At 35.7% G+C, this 18,767-nt stretch carries 19 protein-coding genes; 11 read left to right on the top strand and 8 right to left on the bottom strand.

Annotated features, from left to right (window positions below; all coding sequences use genetic code 11):
* Window positions 1-82 precede the first annotated feature (82 nt).
* From mqnC to ABDJ41_RS12490, 5 genes are all read left to right on the top strand, one after another.
* Entirely contained in the window at window positions 83-1,207 is a 1,125-nt protein-coding gene (gene mqnC, locus ABDJ41_RS12510; RefSeq protein WP_349786354.1) for a cyclic dehypoxanthinyl futalosine synthase, read from the top strand.
* A 62-nt stretch (window positions 1,208-1,269) separates the two neighbouring features.
* A complete protein-coding gene (locus ABDJ41_RS12505) occupies window positions 1,270-2,043 on the top strand; it encodes a LytR/AlgR family response regulator transcription factor (RefSeq protein WP_349786353.1) in 774 nt (257 codons plus the stop codon).
* Window positions 1,961-4,987, top strand: a complete 3,027-nt coding sequence (locus ABDJ41_RS12500; RefSeq protein WP_349786352.1) for a ligand-binding sensor domain-containing protein — start codon at window positions 1,961-1,963, stop codon at window positions 4,985-4,987. Before ABDJ41_RS12505 ends, ABDJ41_RS12500 begins: the two co-directional genes overlap by 83 nt.
* A 413-nt stretch (window positions 4,988-5,400) precedes the next feature.
* Window positions 5,401-5,592, top strand: coding sequence for a hypothetical protein (locus ABDJ41_RS12495; protein ID WP_349786351.1), 192 nt, complete (start codon window positions 5,401-5,403; stop codon window positions 5,590-5,592).
* 90 nt (window positions 5,593-5,682) lie between these two features.
* Complete coding sequence (locus ABDJ41_RS12490) at window positions 5,683-6,801, top strand: GNAT family N-acetyltransferase (protein WP_349786350.1); 1,119 nt, start codon at window positions 5,683-5,685, stop codon at window positions 6,799-6,801.
* On the opposite strand, the gene ABDJ41_RS12485 is transcribed toward ABDJ41_RS12490, so the two are convergent.
* From ABDJ41_RS12485 to mce, 8 genes are all read right to left on the bottom strand, one after another.
* On the bottom strand, window positions 6,798-7,133 hold the full coding sequence (locus tag ABDJ41_RS12485; protein ID WP_349786349.1) for a helix-turn-helix domain-containing protein: 336 nt from the start codon (window positions 7,131-7,133) through the stop codon (window positions 6,798-6,800). The two genes, ABDJ41_RS12490 and ABDJ41_RS12485, sit on opposite strands and share 4 nt — an antisense overlap.
* Before the next feature lie 38 nt (window positions 7,134-7,171).
* On the bottom strand, window positions 7,172-8,530 hold the full coding sequence (locus ABDJ41_RS12480; protein ID WP_349786348.1) for a UDP-N-acetylmuramate--L-alanine ligase: 1,359 nt from the start codon (window positions 8,528-8,530) through the stop codon (window positions 7,172-7,174).
* 16 nt (window positions 8,531-8,546) lie between these two features.
* Window positions 8,547-9,386, bottom strand: a complete 840-nt coding sequence (gene prmA / locus ABDJ41_RS12475) for a 50S ribosomal protein L11 methyltransferase (protein WP_349786347.1) — start codon at window positions 9,384-9,386, stop codon at window positions 8,547-8,549.
* Complete coding sequence (gene tpiA / locus ABDJ41_RS12470; RefSeq protein WP_349786346.1) at window positions 9,386-10,147, bottom strand: triose-phosphate isomerase; 762 nt, start codon at window positions 10,145-10,147, stop codon at window positions 9,386-9,388. The genes prmA and tpiA overlap by 1 nt, the downstream gene beginning before the upstream one ends.
* Before the next feature lie 59 nt (window positions 10,148-10,206).
* Window positions 10,207-11,382 carry a putative sugar nucleotidyl transferase gene (locus ABDJ41_RS12465; protein ID WP_349786345.1) on the bottom strand — a complete coding sequence of 392 codons (1,176 nt, stop codon included), beginning with the start codon at window positions 11,380-11,382 and terminating at the stop codon, window positions 10,207-10,209.
* A gap of 70 nt (window positions 11,383-11,452) precedes the next feature.
* Complete coding sequence (locus ABDJ41_RS12460) at window positions 11,453-11,701, bottom strand: type B 50S ribosomal protein L31 (protein ID WP_099437417.1); 249 nt, start codon at window positions 11,699-11,701, stop codon at window positions 11,453-11,455.
* A gap of 93 nt (window positions 11,702-11,794) precedes the next feature.
* Window positions 11,795-12,082, bottom strand: a complete 288-nt coding sequence (locus ABDJ41_RS12455; protein ID WP_349786344.1) for a hypothetical protein — start codon at window positions 12,080-12,082, stop codon at window positions 11,795-11,797.
* 18 nt (window positions 12,083-12,100) lie between these two features.
* Window positions 12,101-12,502, bottom strand: coding sequence for a methylmalonyl-CoA epimerase (gene mce / locus ABDJ41_RS12450; RefSeq protein WP_349786343.1), 402 nt, complete (start codon window positions 12,500-12,502; stop codon window positions 12,101-12,103).
* Between the two features lie 124 nt (window positions 12,503-12,626).
* Here mce and ABDJ41_RS12445 point away from each other — a divergent pair, with 124 nt between their 5' ends.
* The 6 genes from ABDJ41_RS12445 to ABDJ41_RS12420 all read left to right on the top strand — a co-directional run bounded on the left by ABDJ41_RS12445 (window position 12,627) and on the right by ABDJ41_RS12420 (window position 18,752).
* Window positions 12,627-13,838 carry an IscS subfamily cysteine desulfurase gene (locus ABDJ41_RS12445; protein ID WP_349786342.1) on the top strand — a complete coding sequence of 404 codons (1,212 nt, stop codon included), beginning with the start codon at window positions 12,627-12,629 and terminating at the stop codon, window positions 13,836-13,838.
* A 36-nt stretch (window positions 13,839-13,874) separates the two neighbouring features.
* Window positions 13,875-14,288, top strand: a complete 414-nt coding sequence (gene iscU, locus ABDJ41_RS12440; protein ID WP_349786341.1) for a Fe-S cluster assembly scaffold IscU — start codon at window positions 13,875-13,877, stop codon at window positions 14,286-14,288.
* Window positions 14,289-14,323: 35 nt separating this feature from the next.
* Complete coding sequence (locus tag ABDJ41_RS12435) at window positions 14,324-14,650, top strand: HesB/IscA family protein (RefSeq protein ID WP_349786340.1); 327 nt, start codon at window positions 14,324-14,326, stop codon at window positions 14,648-14,650.
* An 80-nt stretch (window positions 14,651-14,730) separates the two neighbouring features.
* Window positions 14,731-16,644 carry an AMP-dependent synthetase/ligase gene (locus tag ABDJ41_RS12430; RefSeq protein WP_349786339.1) on the top strand — a complete coding sequence of 638 codons (1,914 nt, stop codon included), beginning with the start codon at window positions 14,731-14,733 and terminating at the stop codon, window positions 16,642-16,644.
* 85 nt (window positions 16,645-16,729) lie between these two features.
* Window positions 16,730-18,451 (top strand): lysine--tRNA ligase, encoded by a 1,722-nt coding sequence (gene lysS / locus ABDJ41_RS12425; RefSeq protein WP_349786338.1) that lies wholly within the window; start codon window positions 16,730-16,732, stop codon window positions 18,449-18,451.
* Window positions 18,452-18,536: 85 nt separating this feature from the next.
* Entirely contained in the window at window positions 18,537-18,752 is a 216-nt protein-coding gene (locus ABDJ41_RS12420) for a hypothetical protein (protein ID WP_349786337.1), read from the top strand.
* Window positions 18,753-18,767: the final 15 nt, after the last annotated feature.

Genomic DNA, 18,767 nt, shown 5'->3' with positions numbered 1-18,767 from the left:
TAATGGACAGCGGAATTCAGTTCCTCTTTAATTAAGACAAACAAATTATATTGATAAAAACAAGTTATGGTATATTTGTAGCATGAATACTGCCGGATTACTACAAAGGGCCCTACGTTTTGACTTTTTAACAAAAGAAGAAGGGGTGTTTTTATATCATAATGCTTCAACTGCTGAACTTGCTTATGTTGCTAATGAACTGAGAAAAAAACAAGTTCCCAGTGGTAAGGTTACCTGGCAGATTGACCGAAATGTGAACACCACAAATGTATGTATTGCTAATTGCAAGTTCTGTAATTTCTTTAGAAGACCGGGGCATGAGGAAAGCTATATCACAGATATTGAAACTTATAAAGTTAAAATTGAAGAAACTTTTAGACTTGGCGGTGATCAGTTGCTTTTGCAGGGAGGACATCATCCTGATCTTGGATTGAAATTCTATGCAGACTTGTTTAAAAAGCTTAAAGAATTATATCCTGATCTTAAATTACATGCATTGGGGCCACCTGAAATTGCTCACGTAGCTAAATTAGAAGGCCTTTCTCATACCGAAGTCTTGACTGAGTTAAAAGAAGCCGGCATGGATTCCTTACCAGGTGCCGGTGCTGAAATATTGAACGATAGGGTGCGCAGATTGATTTCTAAAGGCAAATGCGGTGGTCAGGAATGGCTGGATGTAATGAGGGCTGCACATCAGCTTCATATTACGACTTCTGCCACAATGATGTTTGGTCATGTGGAAACTATCGAGGAACGATTCGAACACCTTGTCTGGATAAGAGAAGTACAGAGTGAAAAGCCTGCTGATGCTAATGGCTTTCTGGCATTTATTCCTTGGCCTTTCCAGGATGATGGAACTTTGTTAAAACGCTTAAGAGGAATTAGCAATAATGTTTCAGGTGACGAATATATCCGTATGCTGGCCTTAAGTCGCATCATGCTCCCTAATATTAAAAATATACAGGCATCATGGCTTACTGTAGGTAAAAATATTGCCGAGTTATGTCTGCATGCAGGCGCAAATGATTTTGGCTCTATCATGATCGAAGAGAATGTGGTATCTGCTGCCGGTGCACCTCACCGTTTTACTGCAAAGGGTATACAGGATGCGATCAGAGAAGCCGGTTTCGAGCCACAATTACGTGGGCAACAGTACAATTACCGCGATTTACCAGACCATTTGGAAGAACAGGTGATAGATTATTAAATACCTAAAGTCCTTGATTTACCTTTTTTTTAATAAATTGACCTTTATTAAATTAAAAAAATGTGCTAAATACTATTATTGTCGACGATGAAGAATTTGCCCGTTCTTCATTATACTTTCTTTTACAGGAAAATTGTGAGGGTATACACATCTCCGGGATAGCGAAATCTGTGACCGAAGCCCGTACACTTCTCGCCAATAATACTATTGATCTAATATTTTTAGATATTGCCATGCCTGGTGAAAATGGGTTCGAACTCATCCCAGATGCTCAATTAAACAATGCACACGTTATATTTACAACCGCTTATGATCAATATGCTCTAAAAGCAATTAAAGCAAATGCACTTGATTACTTATTAAAACCCATTGATATTGATGAACTAAAAGTTGCGGTTGATAAAGCAGAAAAATACATTAACGTCAATAAAAAAGACAACTATCAAAATGAAAGCCTTCAAAATCTCGCAGTAAATCTTTCTGAAAGAAATGAAATCAGGAAAATTAGCTTGCCAAACGGACAAGGATACAGTCTGGTTAATGTCGATGATATTATCCATATTGCTGCAGACAGCAATTACTCAGTTTTCTATCTTCAGAACAATGATAAAATCACTGTTTCTAAGGTATTAAAAGAGTATGAAGAAATTTTACCTGATTACCAGTTTATAAGAATACATAAATCAAGCATAGTCAACCTCAATTATGTGAAAGAATATAATTCGAAAAATGGCTTAGAGGTGATATTAAAGAATGGCGAAAAGATTGCCGTATCGAGAAGACGTGCCGCAGATTTCAGTGATAAAATCAAATCATATACAAATATTGACAAATAGCTATACATATCGGACAACCAGGCTTTTAATTACAGTATTGATATTGCTGACATGTAGCTTTTCAGCGTATTCACAAACTACCTTTTTACAACATTTCACTACCAAAAAAGGACTTCCAAGTAACAACTGTTATTATACCATTCAAGATTCAAAAGGGTATATTTGGGTAGCAACAGATGCAGGAGTAAGTAGGTTTGACGGAAAGTTATTTGAAAATTTTTCTATCGATGACGGACTACCTGACAATCAAATTCTACAGCTAAAAGAAGATAAAAGTGGCAAAATCTGGTTCTTAGCATTAAATGGACAACTAAGCTATTTTATCAATGGAAAGATATACAATGAAAATAACGATAAACTGTTAAAACTATTAAAAGTTAATGCCGTTATTGTATCCTTTTTCGAGGACAGCAAGGGAAGAATCTGGTTTGGCACTAATAAAAACATATTGGTAATGTGGGATGGTAAAGCAATCATAAAGTACATATCAGCCAGTGCCATTCACCCATACACAAATACCTTTATACACGAAGATACAGCAGGAACAATATGGGCTTTTAGCAACCAATGTATCCGCGTTTTTAATGGCAAAACCTTTACAGTGGCTTCTCATGGCACCCTACCGCTCTCCTATAAAACAATACTTAACCTGCCAGATAAAAGCCTTGGATATTTAGATAAAAAAGGATTAAATATAAGAAAGGGCGTAAGCCAATACTTACATCTAAAAATTGACACAGCATTACTGACTAATAATCCAGGATATTTCTATCTTGATCTTGATAAAGATGACCTATGGCTTAGTAATGGGAATGGTGTACATCATATAGAACATTCTGGAGTAACAACAACTTACTTAGATAATATCTCAACCAGTCAGGTTATCAAAGATTCAAAAAACAACATGTGGTTTACCACAAACAGTGGCATATTTATGCTGCCACAAAAAGATCGCCGCTTATACTTCATCAATAAAGATAATGGCTTAAATACTGATATCGTAAAAAGTGTGGTTAAAGACCCTAACAATAATTTATGGCTGGGATTAGAGGATGGTCAGATTAATATTCTGAACCTGTCTTCTATGAAAATCAGTAGAATTCAATTGCCAGATAAAAAAAGATACAATGCCATTAAGCAAATGGTTTATGATACTGCACATCAAGCCATGTATTTTAGTTCTGATTATGGTTTAGGTCGGATAAATAATGTAAACAATAAAAGCAGTATTGATTACCTGAAAGAGACAAACAATAGTATGTTTGTAATTAAAAGTTTCAGTATTCCTAAAAATAATACACTGGCAATGGCATTTTCATCTGGTGTATTTATTTTACCCGACAGAACCAATCATTTCCAATTCACTTCCGCCCACTTCAGACAAGGTGTAAATTTCTTCAGTAACAGAGCATACAGCGTTTTTCATGACAGCAAGCAAAACCTATGGTTTTCAAATGTAAATGGCTTGTCAGAACTCTCAAATGGCATACTCTATAATTATTATGGAGATCAGGCTCTGCTAACCAAAAGGATAAATGATATACAAGAACTTCCTGATGGAACGATAGTACTTGCTACTGATGGCTATGGAGTTGCTTTCTTCAGAAATAAAAAAGTAGTCCGATTGATAACTCAGAAAGATGGTCTGGCAAATAATATTTGTAAAAGAGTCTTTGTTAAAGGGAACTATCTATGGATTGTAACCAATAGTGGCATCAATAGAATTGCATTGAATGATAAAAAATACATGATAGAATCATTTGAATATACCAATGCTTTATTGGCAGATGATGTAAATGGTTTATATGTTGACAATCAATATGCCTATTTTGCAACCAACAATGGAATGGTATATTTTTCCTATCACAAAGGAGATAGCTCCCATGAAGCACCTAGAGTTTTAATCACGTCTATTGTAAACAACAAGAAAAAACTTGGACTTAATTATGCAATGCATACGCTTGCTCCAGCGCATAACAATATTGCATTCACCTACAGTGCTATTGACTTCCAGAATAAAAGCATCATGTATCGCTACCGCTTAAAACCTGATGCGATATGGACGGAAACCAAAAGTCGCAGGCTGGAGTTCTCTTCATTGGAACCTGGCGACTACACTTTTGAAATCAGTGCAAAATCGGCTGGTAACAACTGGAGTAGCCCAACCATTGTAAACTTCTCCTTAAAAAGTCATTTCTGGCAAACATTATGGTTCCTGGCTGGTATTTTCATCATTGCAGGCTTTATATTTTATAAAGTTGCAGTAGTGATTACAAGAATTCAGAAAAACAAAGAACAACAACAACTCTTATTAAAAAACAAGATCTTAATGCTGGAGCAACGGGCATTACAGGCAATGATGAACCCTCATTTTGTTTTTAATGTAATGAATTCTATTCAACACTATATCAACACAAAAGATACAAATTCAGCGAACAAAATATTAACTGGATTCGCTAAACTGATCAGAAAAAATCTGGAAATCTGTACGAAGAGCTTTATCAGCCTTGAAGAAGAACTTGATTACCTGGAATTGTACCTTAGCCTGGAAAAAAAGAGATTTGGCGAAAAATTTAAATATACAATTCGTGTAAATCCCGAAATTGACAAAGAGGAAACTTTGATACCATCTATGATTCTTCAACCTTATATTGAAAATGCAATATGGCATGGATTAATGCCTAAGGAAGAAGGTGGTCATTTAAATATCCATATTGATTTTCAAGGAAAAGAACACCTGCTTATCCAGATTATTGATAATGGTATAGGAATAGATAATTCATTAAGTAATAAAAAAAGTCACCATGTCAGTAAAGGTATGAGTCTGACTAAAGAACGTATCAATTTATTAAACCAGGTCGAACCTAATCCTATACAAATAGACATCAAACAAAATGGATTATCCGGCACTTATGTATCGATATTAGTGCCCTTGGCTCACTAATTTACCGTTTACTCAATTATTCATACCACTTACTAAGTTTACATTAATCATTCAAGAATTAGCATTAAACTTGTTATAGATATTAAAACAAACAGTAGTTTGTAAAAAGCGTTCTTATAGGATTGATCAAAGATATTTTTACCTAACCTAAAACTATATCTCAATTCAGGTTTCATTTGTGTGTTAAAAAATGGTAAAGTTCATAGCTTTACCATTTTTTTTTCACTATTCCTCAACCTCTCAACTCATCAAAAATTTGGTAAGATTATTTTAAATAAATTCTTTGTGAGTTTTCCTTTTTGTGTTACTTTTGATTGCTGAAAATTTTAAAAAACATCGTTCTTTTGATTTAAAAAGATTTTTAGTAAATTTAACTTATCAAATAAAAACCTTACGGAATTATATTTTTTGTAATGAAAACTCCAAAAAAACCAATTAACAAAAGCAAAGCAGAAGATCCGGAAAATGATCTGGATGATTCGTATGAAGGAACAAGTAAAAAGAAATCATACGATGATGATGAAGATGACGACCTCGATATGCCATTAGATGATCTGGACACCTTTGATAGTTTTGGTTCGGATGATGATGATGACGATTATTAACACAGAAAAATATTGATTAATAAAGCATCCTTAACAGGATGCTTTTTAATTTAAAGCCATTAGTTTATTTTTAAATCCCTAATTGGAGAAATGCAAATAACCCTTGTATCCGGAAAGCGTTCCAGGAAAGATTTTTTAGATACTGCGAGATTGATTTATAAAGAAGACAAAAATTGGATCTGCCCCCTTGATCAAGATATTGAGCAAATATTTGACTCCAATAAAAATCCTTTTTTTCAACATGGAAAATGCGTAAGGTGGGTGCTAAAAAATGATAACGGAATTCCAATTGGCCGAATTGCAGCTTTTATAAATGATAAAAAAGCATTCCAATGGGAACAACCAACCGGAGGCATCGGTTTTTTCGAGTGTATAAACGACAAAGAAGCTGCTTTTTTACTATTTGACACTGCAAAATTATGGTTAGAGGAAAATGGAATGAAAGCAATGGATGGTCCCATCAACTTTGGTGAGAATGATTCATTCTGGGGCTTACTCGTAGAGGGCTTTACACCGCCTTCCTACGGCATGAATTACCACCCCCCATACTACCACTCGTTTTTTATTAATTATGGCTTTAAAAAGGAATATGAGCAGATCACCAATCACCTGGCCGTTAGAAAACCATTTCCAGAACGCTTTACAAAAATTGCCAATTGGGTAGCCAATAAACCAGGATATACATTTGAACACTTTTCAAAGAAGAATGCTTCAAAGTATGTTGCTGATCTGATGGAGATATACAACGACGCATGGAAAGACTTTGAAAACTTTGTACCCATTAAAAAGGAAACATTGGAAGAAAGTTTTCAAAAAATGCAAACCATTATGGACGAGAAACTAATCTGGTTTGCTTATATCAATGGGGAACCAGCTTCTTTTGTAGTCATAATACCCGATGCTAACCAAATGATTAAAGGGTTTAATGGAAAACTAGGTTTGATAGAAAAGTTGAAGTTTGTGTACAAACGATGGGTAGGTATAAACCGTATGCGGGCAATTGTAATGGGAACAAAATCTGCTTTTCAAAAACATGGTCTTGAATCCGCATTATTCATTAAATTGAAAGAGTATGTTTTACCTATGAATCAGTATGATGAGCTGGAACTTTCCTGGGTCGGAGACTTCAACGATAAGATGCTCTCGATTCATGAAGCAACAGGTGCCACTTTTGGAAAGCGACACCTGACGATGCGTAAAATATTTTAGCCTTTTTTCTCTCTGATTTCTTCGTAAAGATCAATAACCTTTTTTTGAAGTTTAATGATCTCTTCTTCTCTATGTGAAAGCTTTTCTTTCAAATTATTAATTTCCTCAAAATTAAGGGACTGAGGGTTCTCTCCTTCTTTAGAGATAATGTCCATCGTAGAAACCTCGAAAAGACCTGCAATTTGTCCAAGTCTGGAAATGTTTATATCAGTAATACCAGTCTCGATTTTTGAAAAAGCAGGGATTGAAATATTTAGACGTTTAGCTACTTCCCCTTGGCTCCAACCATTTTTTTGGCGCAGTTGTCTAATGTTTTTTCCAATGATATTCATATTATTAATTTAGGTGTGTAATCTTGTATTTATATTCCTTAACCTACTGTATTCAACTCACGTGCCAAATTAACAAGATCAACTCCCCCAAAGTTTCCTGAACTCATCAAAAGTAAGTTCGTACGATAAAAATTTACCCTATAAAAATATTCCTTTAACTCCTCTGAATTATCAAAAAACAGCAAATCAGCCCGTTTGAAGGCAATTTGAACATCATCTTTAGAAAAAGGTTCAAGTCGTTTATGCTGAAAAGTTTTTTCATCAATATAGACAATTGCTGTATCAGCTGTCGCCATGGTGTCTGCATATTGAACCAGAAAATCTTTATTCAGACTGCTAAATGTATGTAACTCTATACACGCAACTAATTTCCTATCGGGAAATTGAGCTTTAACTGCATCAACAGTTGCCTTTAATTTGGATGGTGAATGTGCGAAATCTTTATACACATTTGTCTCATCACTTTCCCGTAAAAGCTCCAATCTCTTTGCAGCTCCCGTGAAAGAACCTATAGCAATATCAAACTGCTTATGATCAATTCCAAGTTCAGCACAAATTAATTTCGCAGCATTTATATTCATAAGATTATGATCACCAAAAACCTTAAGTGGAGTTTCATCTGGCAAAAGATAACTCACACCATCTTTAACAACATGATCCGGAATCTCATATCCAATTTTTTGTATATCAGCTTTGCTCTCCTTAACGATCTTCTCAAGATCTTTATCAGCACTGCAGTAAACTAATTTTCCTCCTGGTACAATCGTATCTATAAACAGCTTGAATTGATATGTATAATCTGCATACGTTTTAAATACATTAATATGATCCCAGGCAATTCCGCTAATTACAGCCAGATTAGCTTTATACAAATGAAATTTAGGCCTCCTATCTATCGGTGAAGCTAAATACTCATCTCCTTCAATCACAATCAAAGGTGCTTCGTTAGTAATTTTCACCATAGTATCGAAGCCCGCAAGCTGAGCCCCAACCAGATAATCGAAATCTTTTTTATAATAGTTAAGCACATGTAAAATCATCGAAGTTATCGTAGTTTTACCATGACTTCCACCTATTACAACTCTTAATTTATCTTTCGTTTGTTCATAAATATATTCTGGATAAGAATATATTTTAATGCCTTTTTCCTGAGCTTTGAGCAATTCAGGATTATCTGTTAAAGCATGCATACCTAAAATAACAGCATCCAGATCAGAACTAATCCTAGCCTCATCCCAGCCCATTTCGGCAGGTAAAAGACCATATCGATCCAACCTACTTCGTGAAGGCTCAAAAATAGCATCATCTGAACCAGTTACCTGGTAACCTTTTTTATGTAAAGCAATGGCTAAATTATGCATAGCACTGCCACCAATAGCTATAAAATGTATACGCATACTATGATGTTATAAATTAATCTTTTATAAATGAAGCCGCCACCCATTCGCCAATCTTTTTATGATTAACATATTGAATACCGAATGGTAAACAGGTTGCTTTAATCATATCCAGATCCGGAGATTCATAAAATCCACTGAAGAATATTTGACCTCCGGATTTCAGCGCTGTGGCATACACAGGAATCTGATCAATCAATATATTCCTGTTGATATTAGCCAGTATAATATCGAATTCTTTTGAAGGAATTACTTCCTTTCCACCACAAAAAGCCTCAAGATTCTTTACACCATTTAATGCCGCATTTTCTACAGAACTTTCGTAGCAAACTTCATCATTATCAATTGCTATAAGACCAGAAGCACCTTTTTTGGCGGCCAGAATAGCTAAAATAGCTGTTCCACAGCCCATATCAAGAATTTCTTTATCCTTTACATCTGTTTCAAGAATATATTGAATCATCATTGTAGTCGTTTGATGATGCCCTGTCCCAAAGGCCATTTTGGGATCGATCACAATTTCATAAGGATAAGCGGGCTGCGCCTCATGAAAGGTTGCCCGAACATAACATTGATCATTAATAATCAATGGCTCAAAATTCTTTTCCCACTCTTCATTCCAGTTTTTAGCTTCGATTTCAGAAATAACATAACTACATTCGAAATCACTCTCAAACTGCTTTAGCACATTTTTTAACTGATCTTCACTAAACGTGTTTAAATCAATAAATGCAAGAAATCCCCCATCTACTTCTTCAAAAGTATTAAAACCTATATCACCCAGCTCAGCAATTAATAAATCCTGCTGATACTCCTCAATGGTATTAAAACTAAAAGTTACCTGTATATAGTTCATTAAGAATTAAAAGCTTTTACAATATCCACAAAATCTCTTGATTTCAGAGATGCCCCACCAATCAAACCACCATCAATATCTGCTTGTGCAAAAAGCTCAGCTGCATTTTTAGGATTACAGCTACCACCATATAGAATAGTTGTATCTTCTGCCACTTCACTGTTATATTTTGCTGCAATTTCCTTTCTAATAAAAGCATGTACTTCCTGAGCCTGTTCAGAACTTGCTGTTAGACCTGTACCAATAGCCCATACTGGTTCGTAAGCGATAACAACTTTCGCGAAATCTGCTGCACTTAAACCAAAAACACCTTGTTCCAATTGAGTTTTAAGCACATCAAAATAAGTTCCGTTTTCTCTTTCTTCAAGCGTTTCACCAATACAGAAAATCGGTGAAAGTCCGTTTTCTAATACCTTAACGGTTTTAGCTGCAAGCAACTCATTGCTTTCTGCAAAATACTGACGTCTTTCAGAGTGACCAATGATTACGTATTCACAACCAACAGATTTAATCATTCCCGCAGAGATCTCTCCTGTAAATGCACCACTATCGTTTTGGTGACAGTTCTGAGCGCCTATCTTAACAACATCACCACCTAATTTAGCCAGGCTGTTTAAATGAATATATGGAGAACAAATAATTGCGATCTGATCGCCTTTTTTTTCATCTCTTACCATATTTACAATTTCCGAAAATAAAGATATGCCGTTTGCATAGTCCAAATTCATTTTCCAATTTCCTGCAACTATTTTTTTTCTCATTATGTATTGTTATTATTTAGTAGGTTATATTTTCAATCAAAGTATACAATATATTGAAACTAAAAAGGTCTGTAAATCTTAGTCATTTCAAAAATTGCCTGCAAGATAGCCTTTTCAGTGCTATCAAAAGGTATGTTTCTGCGCTCATACACTTTTTCTGCCGTTTCAAACATCTTTTCGAGTTTATACACATCAAATCCCTGTGCACCACCCCATGCAAAATCCGGTATAAAATGACTCGGGAAGCCAGGACCAAAAATATTTGCACTTACTCCAGCGACAGTACCAGTATTAAACATCGTATTGATACCACATTTTACATGATCAGCCATAATTAAACCACAAAACTGCAGTCCCGTTTCTCGGAAACTCTCCATTTCATAGTCCCATAACTTCACGTAAGCATAATTATTTTTAAGGTTGGAATTATTGCTATCTGCACCAATATTACACCATTGCCCAACTACAGAATTACCAAGGTAACCCTCATGACCTTTAGAAGAATAACCCCAGACAACCGCATTATTAATTTCTCCACCCACACGACTAAAAGGTCCGATCGTAGTTTGCCCATAAATCTTAGCCCCCATTTTAACCTGTGAATCATTACATAATGCAAATGAACCACGAATATGGCAACCTTCCCAGACCTGAGAATTCTTACCTATATATATAGGCCCGTTCAGGCTGTTAAAAGTGCAGCATTCAGCACCAGCCCCCTCTTCAGCAAAGATTTCTTCACCCAAAAATGTATTTGTGCTGCTTAGCTTTACAGATTTTTTTCCTCTGGTTAACAGAGCAAAGTCTTTTCTAAGCTCAATATCATTATTTCTGAATATATCCTCTGGAACTGATACCCTTATAAAATCACCAGTATACTCTTTTACATCGAATCGTTTATGCAACTCACTATCAAATACTTCACCCAACAGTGGCCTGCTGGCAATATGTATTCCATCCTTTGTAAGCACCTCTCCTGTCTTAAGTGATAAGATAGTTTCTGTTAATGCTTCATCCGGACAAACTGAACCATTAATATAAAGTTCTGCATTATTTAACGCTGGAAATTTAACAGCTAAATAATCCTGAGTAATAAAACCGTGATCTGCATTCAGATATTTCTGCCATTTTTCAGCAATCGTCAGAATTCCTACACGAAGGTCTGCTACGGGCCTTGTGAAAGATAGCGGCCTTAAAGCAAGCCAGGCCGCATCATCAAATAAATTGATTATCATAAGCTACAAAAATAAAAAAAGTCCCGAAGCATCAGCATCGGGACTCAAATAAATTCTTATTTCTGTATAATTACTTTTTAGCGTAACGAGTTTTGAATTTATCGATACGACCAGCAGTATCAACCAATTTCATTTTACCAGTGTAAAAAGGGTGAGATGTATGTGAAATCTCTAATTTATATAAAGGATACTCATTACCATCTTCCCATTGGATAGTTTCTTTAGTATCTACACAAGATTTAGTTAAAAAAGAATACTCGTTTGACATATCTTTGAACACTACAAATCTATAGTTTGATGGATGCAGATCTTTTTTCATAATATTTTATATACTTAATACTTATTTGTCGCTTATTTTTAAGGATGCAAATATCAGTAATTTATTTTTCAATATCAAGTATGTGTGGAAAAATTATCTGCTGTACTTTTTTCTAGTCTCAATTTTTTGTTTTTGTCTAACGAGATAGGCATCTGCAATCACTTCTGCTGAAGGCAGATCAGAATTACTGATCAAAAGTTTTTTTAGTTTTTCTTCATCTACATCAGTGCGATAAAGAATATTCATCATTTTTGAGATGTTATTATCCAACAGATAAGCAAAAGCTTCGATTAAGCGCGCCCTCAACATTCCTTCAGTTACCATTTCTTCCACTTCAAAATCTGTACTGATAATCTTACTTAAAGATTTAAAGTCTTCCATTTATTTTTAATCGTTTATCTACCTGATCTCCTGACACAATTCTACTAAGACTCCATTTGTTCCCTTTGGATGTACAAAACAAACCAGTTTATTATCTGCCCCTAACTTAGGGACTTCGTTTAACAATACAAACCCTTCAGCTTTTAATCTTTCCATTTCTACTGAAATATCATCCACATCAAAAGCAATATGATGTATTCCCTCCCCTTTTTTTTCCAGAAATTTAGCAATAGGACTATCAGACGTAGTAGCACTGAGCAACTCAATCTTATTTATCCCTGATTTAAAAAATGCAGTATTAACGCCTTCAGAAACCACTTCCTCCTTTTTGTAACAAGTCGTTCCGAGGAGTTTTTCATAAAGGTTACAGGAAATATCTATATCCTTCACTGCAATACCTATATGTTCTATTTTATTCATATCTGTCAATAACGTTAAAAAAATGTAAAAATGCATGTTTTACTCCTACCATCATAGATGTTTCTGTCATTGTTGGCGATCTTTTTTTGTATCTTTGTATATTAATAAGAACAAATATATAATAATGGAACTTCCTATTTACTTAGATAATAACGCAACTACACCTCTTGATCCAAGAGTATTGGAAGCGATGTTACCCTATTTCACCAACAAATTTGGTAATGCAGCAAGCCGTAATCACGCATTTGGATGGGTTGCTGAAGAAGGTGTTGACTATGCACGTGAACAAGCCGCAAAACTGATTGGCTGTACTGAAAAAGAAATTATTTTTACTTCAGGCGCTACAGAAGCTGATAACTTAGGTATTAAAGGTGTATTTGAAATGTATCAGGAAAAAGGTAATCATATCATTACTGCTACTACTGAACATAAAGCTGTTTTAGATACTTGCAAACACCTTGAAAAATTAGGTGCAAAAGTTACTTATCTAAAAGTAAAAGAGGATGGATTAATTGATCTTCAGGAGCTTGAGGCTGCCATGACAGAGCAAACTATCCTGGTTACCATCATGTATGGAAATAACGAAATAGGCGTAATTCAGCCAGTTAAAGAGATATCAGCAATTGCACATAAATATGGTGCATTGTTTATGACTGATGCTACACAAGCTGTAGGTAAAATACCTGTAGATGTAAATGCAGATGGCATAGATTTAATGGCTTTCTCTGCACACAAAATGTATGGTCCTAAAGGTGTTGGTGTACTTTATGTACGTCGCAAAAACCCAAGGGTTAAAGTTACTGCACAAATTGATGGGGGTGGTCATGAGCGTGGAATGCGTTCTGGTACATTAAACGTACCAGGTATTGTTGGTTTAGGTAAAGCATGTGAACTATGCCGTTTAGAAATGGATGCTGAAGCTAAACGTCTTTCTGCTTTAAGAGATAAACTTGAATCTGCATTAAGTGAAATGGAAGAAAGCTATGTAAACGGAAACACAAAACATCGTTTACCACATGTATCAAACATTTCATTTAAGTATGTAGAAGGTGAAGGATTGATGATGGCGATGAAAGATTTAGCAGTTTCTTCAGGTTCAGCATGTACTTCTGCGTCATTAGAACCGTCTTATGTATTGAAAAGCTTAGGTCTTTCGGATGATTTAGCACACTCTTCAATCCGTTTCGGACTTGGTCGTTTCACCACTGAAGAAGAGATTGATTATGCAATTGAAAATACTAAAAAAGCGGTTAATCACTTAAGAGATCTTTCTCCACTTTGGGAAATGTTCAAAGATGGTATTGACCTGAGCAAAATTGAGTGGGCAGAACACTAGAGAAAATCAATAAGATAGAAATTTAAAAAAATTAATATGGCTTATTCGGAAAAATTAATGGAACACTATACCAACCCAAGAAACGTTGGTACTTTAAATAAGGATAGCAAATCTGTAGGTACTGGATTAGTTGGCGCACCTGAATGTGGAGACGTAATGCGTTTACAAATTGAAGTGGATGAAAACAACCTGATTACTGATGCTAAATTTAAAACATTTGGTTGCGGTTCAGCAATTGCTTCTTCTTCTTTAGCTACAGAATGGTTAAAGGGTAAAAGTATTGATGAGGCTTTAACAATTGACAATATGGATATTGTAGAAGAATTAGCTTTGCCACCAGTAAAAATTCACTGTTCAGTATTAGCGGAAGATGCGATTAAATCAGCAATCAATGATTACCGTGTTAAAAATGGCATGGAACCAATTGAAATGCCTAAATCTCACCATTAGTAGTTAGATACTAAACACGATAAAAAAATAAAAAAATGATCACAATCACTGAGAAAGCAAAAAGCAAAATCGACCAGTTAATGGAAGAGGCTCAAATGGATACCACCTATTTCTTGCGTGTATCTGTTAAAGGAGGGGGATGTTCAGGATTATCATACAACCTGGACTTTGATAATGAAGAGAAGACAGGCGATCAGTTTTTTGAAGATAGAGGTATCAGAATAGCATTAGACATGAAATCCTTCCTTTACCTGGCAGGAACAGAACTAGACTTTTCTGATGGTTTAAATGGAAAAGGATTCAATTTTAACAATCCCAATGCAAGTCGTTCTTGTGGTTGTGGAGAGAGTTTTTCTGTTTAAGATACAATTATTATCTTTGCATAGGCCGGTATAGTTCAATCTGTACCGGCCTATTTTTATAAATAACCAAATCCGTATCTATGGAATTATTTAACGAGCATTCTACCATTCCAACTTTATTGCGAAATGTAGTAGCTAATATCCATAAACCAGAAGAAACATTTCTTATCCATAAAAAGGATAAAGAATGGGAAGAAATCTCCTATAAACATACATTGGAATGTGCCGACGCCATCTCTGCATTTTTCTTAGCACGTGATATAAAAAAGGGTGATAGAATGGGGCTCATAATAGAGAACTCACCTGAATATGTTTATTACGATCAGGGTATTCAGCAAATTGGAGCCATTAATGTATCCATATATCCCACACTTTCTGAACAGGAGATTACTTATATCGTAAATGATTCGGGCATGAGAGCCATTCTTATTGGCAATACTTTCTTATATAAGAAAATCTTAAAGATAGCCCCTAACTGTAAAAAGCTGGAATACATCATCCCGGCATTTCCGGAGTACCATAAATTAAATGTTCCGGAAGATTTACATTCAAAAATTGTCAGTTATGATGAAATATTAGCCGGTTCTGGCAAAACACCTCAGTCCGAACTGGATAAAATCGATTTATTACGCAGTAAGGTCTTACCTACTGACACCTCTTCACTTATCTATACATCAGGCACTACCGGAATACCAAAGGGTGTAATGCTTTCGCACAGCAATTTTGTTGAAAATGTAAAAGTTTGCCTGCAACAAATCCCCGTGATTGATGAAACGGAAACTTTTCTTTCGTTTTTACCACTATCTCATGTGTTTGAACGCACTGCCACTTATCATGTATGCTGTGCCCAGGGATGTAAGATCGCATTTGCACAAAGCCTGGAGCTACTGGCAAAAAACATGGGTGAGATTAAGCCTACGGTAATGAGTTGTGTACCCAGACTATTGGAAAAAATACACGACAAAGCTATTAAAAGTGGGACAGCAGGTGGAGGCTTAAAAGCTAAAATCTTTTTATGGGCATTAGAGGCAGGCCAGAACTACCGAAGAAAAAAAGAAGCAGGCAAAAGTCCTGGTATTTTCCTTTCTACAGAAAAAATGTTGGCAGAGAAACTGGTTTTCAGCAAGATTAAAGAGAAAACCGGCGGACGATTAAAATTCATGATTTCCGGGGGTGCTGCCCTACCAAAAAATGTCGGTGAATTTTTCGGGAATCTTGGCATAAAAATTCTGGAAGGTTTTGGCCTGACTGAAACATCACCTGTAATGGCTGTTACTGAATTCCACAGACAAGTTTATGGAACAGTTGGCCGCGTAATACCAGGTATTGAGATTGGCATACAAGATGTAGAAACTAAAAAGATCATCAGTATCCAAACACACGAATCTTTTCAAGAGAATTTTGAATGTGAAGAAGGAGAAATTATTGTCAGAGGACATTGTGTAATGCAGGGTTATTTTAACAAACCTGCAGAAACTGCAGAGGCTATTGACAAAGACAACTGGTTCCATACAGGAGATATTGGCCGCTTTTTTAAAGGAAATCTGCAGATTACCGATCGGTTAAAAAATATGATCGTAAATGCGTATGGCAAGAATGTATACCCCACTCCTGTTGAAAATATCTATATGAAAAGTCTGAAGATAGATCAGATATTTTTGATTGGTGATAAGCGCGAATATCTAACCGCCATAGTTATCCCAAATAAGGAAAATCTTCAGGAAGCCTTCAATCTACCTGAGTCATTTTTCCAGAAACCTGAAGTTTTTATAGCTGAAAAAGAAATCATTGACTGGATGGGCCAGGACCTAAGGAAACTCTCCGGAGAGCTTGCTAAGTTTGAAAGGATTAAAAACTTTAAAATTAAAAGGAATCCTTTTAGCATTGAAGAAGGTGAAATAACACCTACTTTAAAGGCAAAACGAAGAGTCATTGAAAAAAAATATGCAGACGTAATTAACGAAATGTATGCAGAACCGGTAGATGCAGATTAAACCTGAAAAATAAATCCTATTTTTGCCTAATTTTAAAATTAATAATAAATCAGCTATTGGGCTCCATGCCTGATACCAAAAATATATGAGTACAGGACTATCAGAATTAGAAGTATTGCGTCGTAATTCGCTAAACCAATTACGTGAGCTTGGAATCAATCCATACCCTGCTGAAGCATTTGAAATAAACGCTAATGCAGCAGACATTTTAGCAAACTACGAACGCGATAAAACTGCCTATAAGAACATCAGTTTAGCCGGTAGGATCATGAGCCGCCGTATTATGGGTAGTGCTTCTTTTGTAGAACTACAGGATTCAACAGGCAGGATTCAGGTATATCTGAAAAGAGATGACCTTTGTCCGGATGAAGATAAAACCCTTTACAATACAGTATTTAAAAAGCTGATGGACCTGGGCGACTTTATAGGTGTTAAAGGTTATGTGTTTACTACACAAACCGGTGAGATCTCTGTTCACGTTACAGAACTTACTTTATTATCTAAAGCTTTAAAACCGCTTCCAGTTGTTAAACGTGATGAAGATGGGAATATATATGATGGTTTTACCGATCCGGAAATGCGTTACAGACAACGCTATGTGGACTTAACGGTTAACCCTGGCTTTAAACAAATCTTCATCAACCGATCTAAAGTAATCAATACCATGCGTGGTTATTTTGATAACCAGGGATGGATGGAAGTAGAAACTCCTATCCTGCAACCCATCCATGGTGGTGCTGCTGCTCGTCCTTTTACGACTCATCACAATACATTAGATATGCCTCTATATCTTCGTATCGCTAACGAATTGTACTTAAAAAGACTAATCGTTGCTGGTTTCGATGGTGTATACGAGTTTGGAAAAATGTTCAGAAACGAAGGGATGGACAGAACGCATAACCCTGAGTTTACTTCCATGGAAATCTATGTAGCTTACAAAGACTATATCTGGATGATGGAGATGGTAGAAGAATGTCTGGAGAAAGTAGCTCTGGCTATTCATGGAACATCAGTAGTAAAAGTGGGCGATCATGAAATCAACTTTGAAGGTCCATATGAAAAACTAACCATGTACGAGTCAATCCAGAAATACACTGGTATCGATGTATCAGCCATGACTGAAGATGAATTGAAAGCTACATGCAAAAGTCTGAATATTGAGATTGATGATACGATGGGTAGAGGTAAATTAATCGATGAGCTTTTCAGTGAGAAAGTAGAAGCCAATCTGATCCAACCTACATACATTACAGATTATCCACTTGAAATGACACCTCTTGCTAAAAAACATAGAAGCAAAGATGGCTTGGTTGAGCGCTTTGAACTATTCGTAATGGGTAAAGAAATTGCAAATGCGTACTCAGAATTAAATGACCCGATTGATCAGCGTGAACGCTTTGAAGATCAATTGAAATTAGCTGCCAGAGGAGATGATGAAGCTATGGCTATGGATGACGACTTTATCCGTGCACTGGAATATGGTATGCCTCCTACATCGGGTTTAGGTATCGGAATTGACCGTTTGGTGATGTTAATGACCAATCAGTCGACCATACAGGAAGTATTGTTCTTCCCTCAGATGAGACCGGAAAAGAAAGCTAAAGTAACTACAGATGAAGATTTTGTAGCTGCTGGTGTTCCTGCTGACTGGGTTCAGGTAATCCGTAAAATGGGTATCAATACTATTGAAGAATTGAAATCTGCTAATCCTAACAAAGTTTTTAATGACCTTGGAGGAATGCGTAAAAAGATGAAACTTGAATTAGCTATGCCATCTAAAGACGATGTTATGACTTGGTTCACTTAACATAAAATTAACAAAAGCTTAAAGGCTTGCTACATTTATTGTAGCAAGCCTTTTTTAATTTTATGGAGATTTAAAAATAGAAATTATGAACAGTTCAAGTTTAGAAATAACAGACAACGAATACTGCATTAAATTGAGCAGAGAAGCTTTTGATTTAACACTGATTCGTCAACTAATTACCCGTATTCAATCGGAACAGAAATTCTTCAGTAGAAAGAAAGATGATCTGGATGATGACATCATCAGTAAAACAGCTTACGCAGATCGTAATGAAAACTACGACAGATTAAGTGAAAAATAAAAGGCCACATTTGCA

It is taken from the genome of Pedobacter sp. ASV1-7 (genome assembly GCF_040203335.1).
Taxonomy (GTDB): domain Bacteria; phylum Bacteroidota; class Bacteroidia; order Sphingobacteriales; family Sphingobacteriaceae; genus Pedobacter.
Note: the sequence above shows the minus strand (reverse complement) of the source record. Positions and strands in the feature narration are given on the sequence as shown.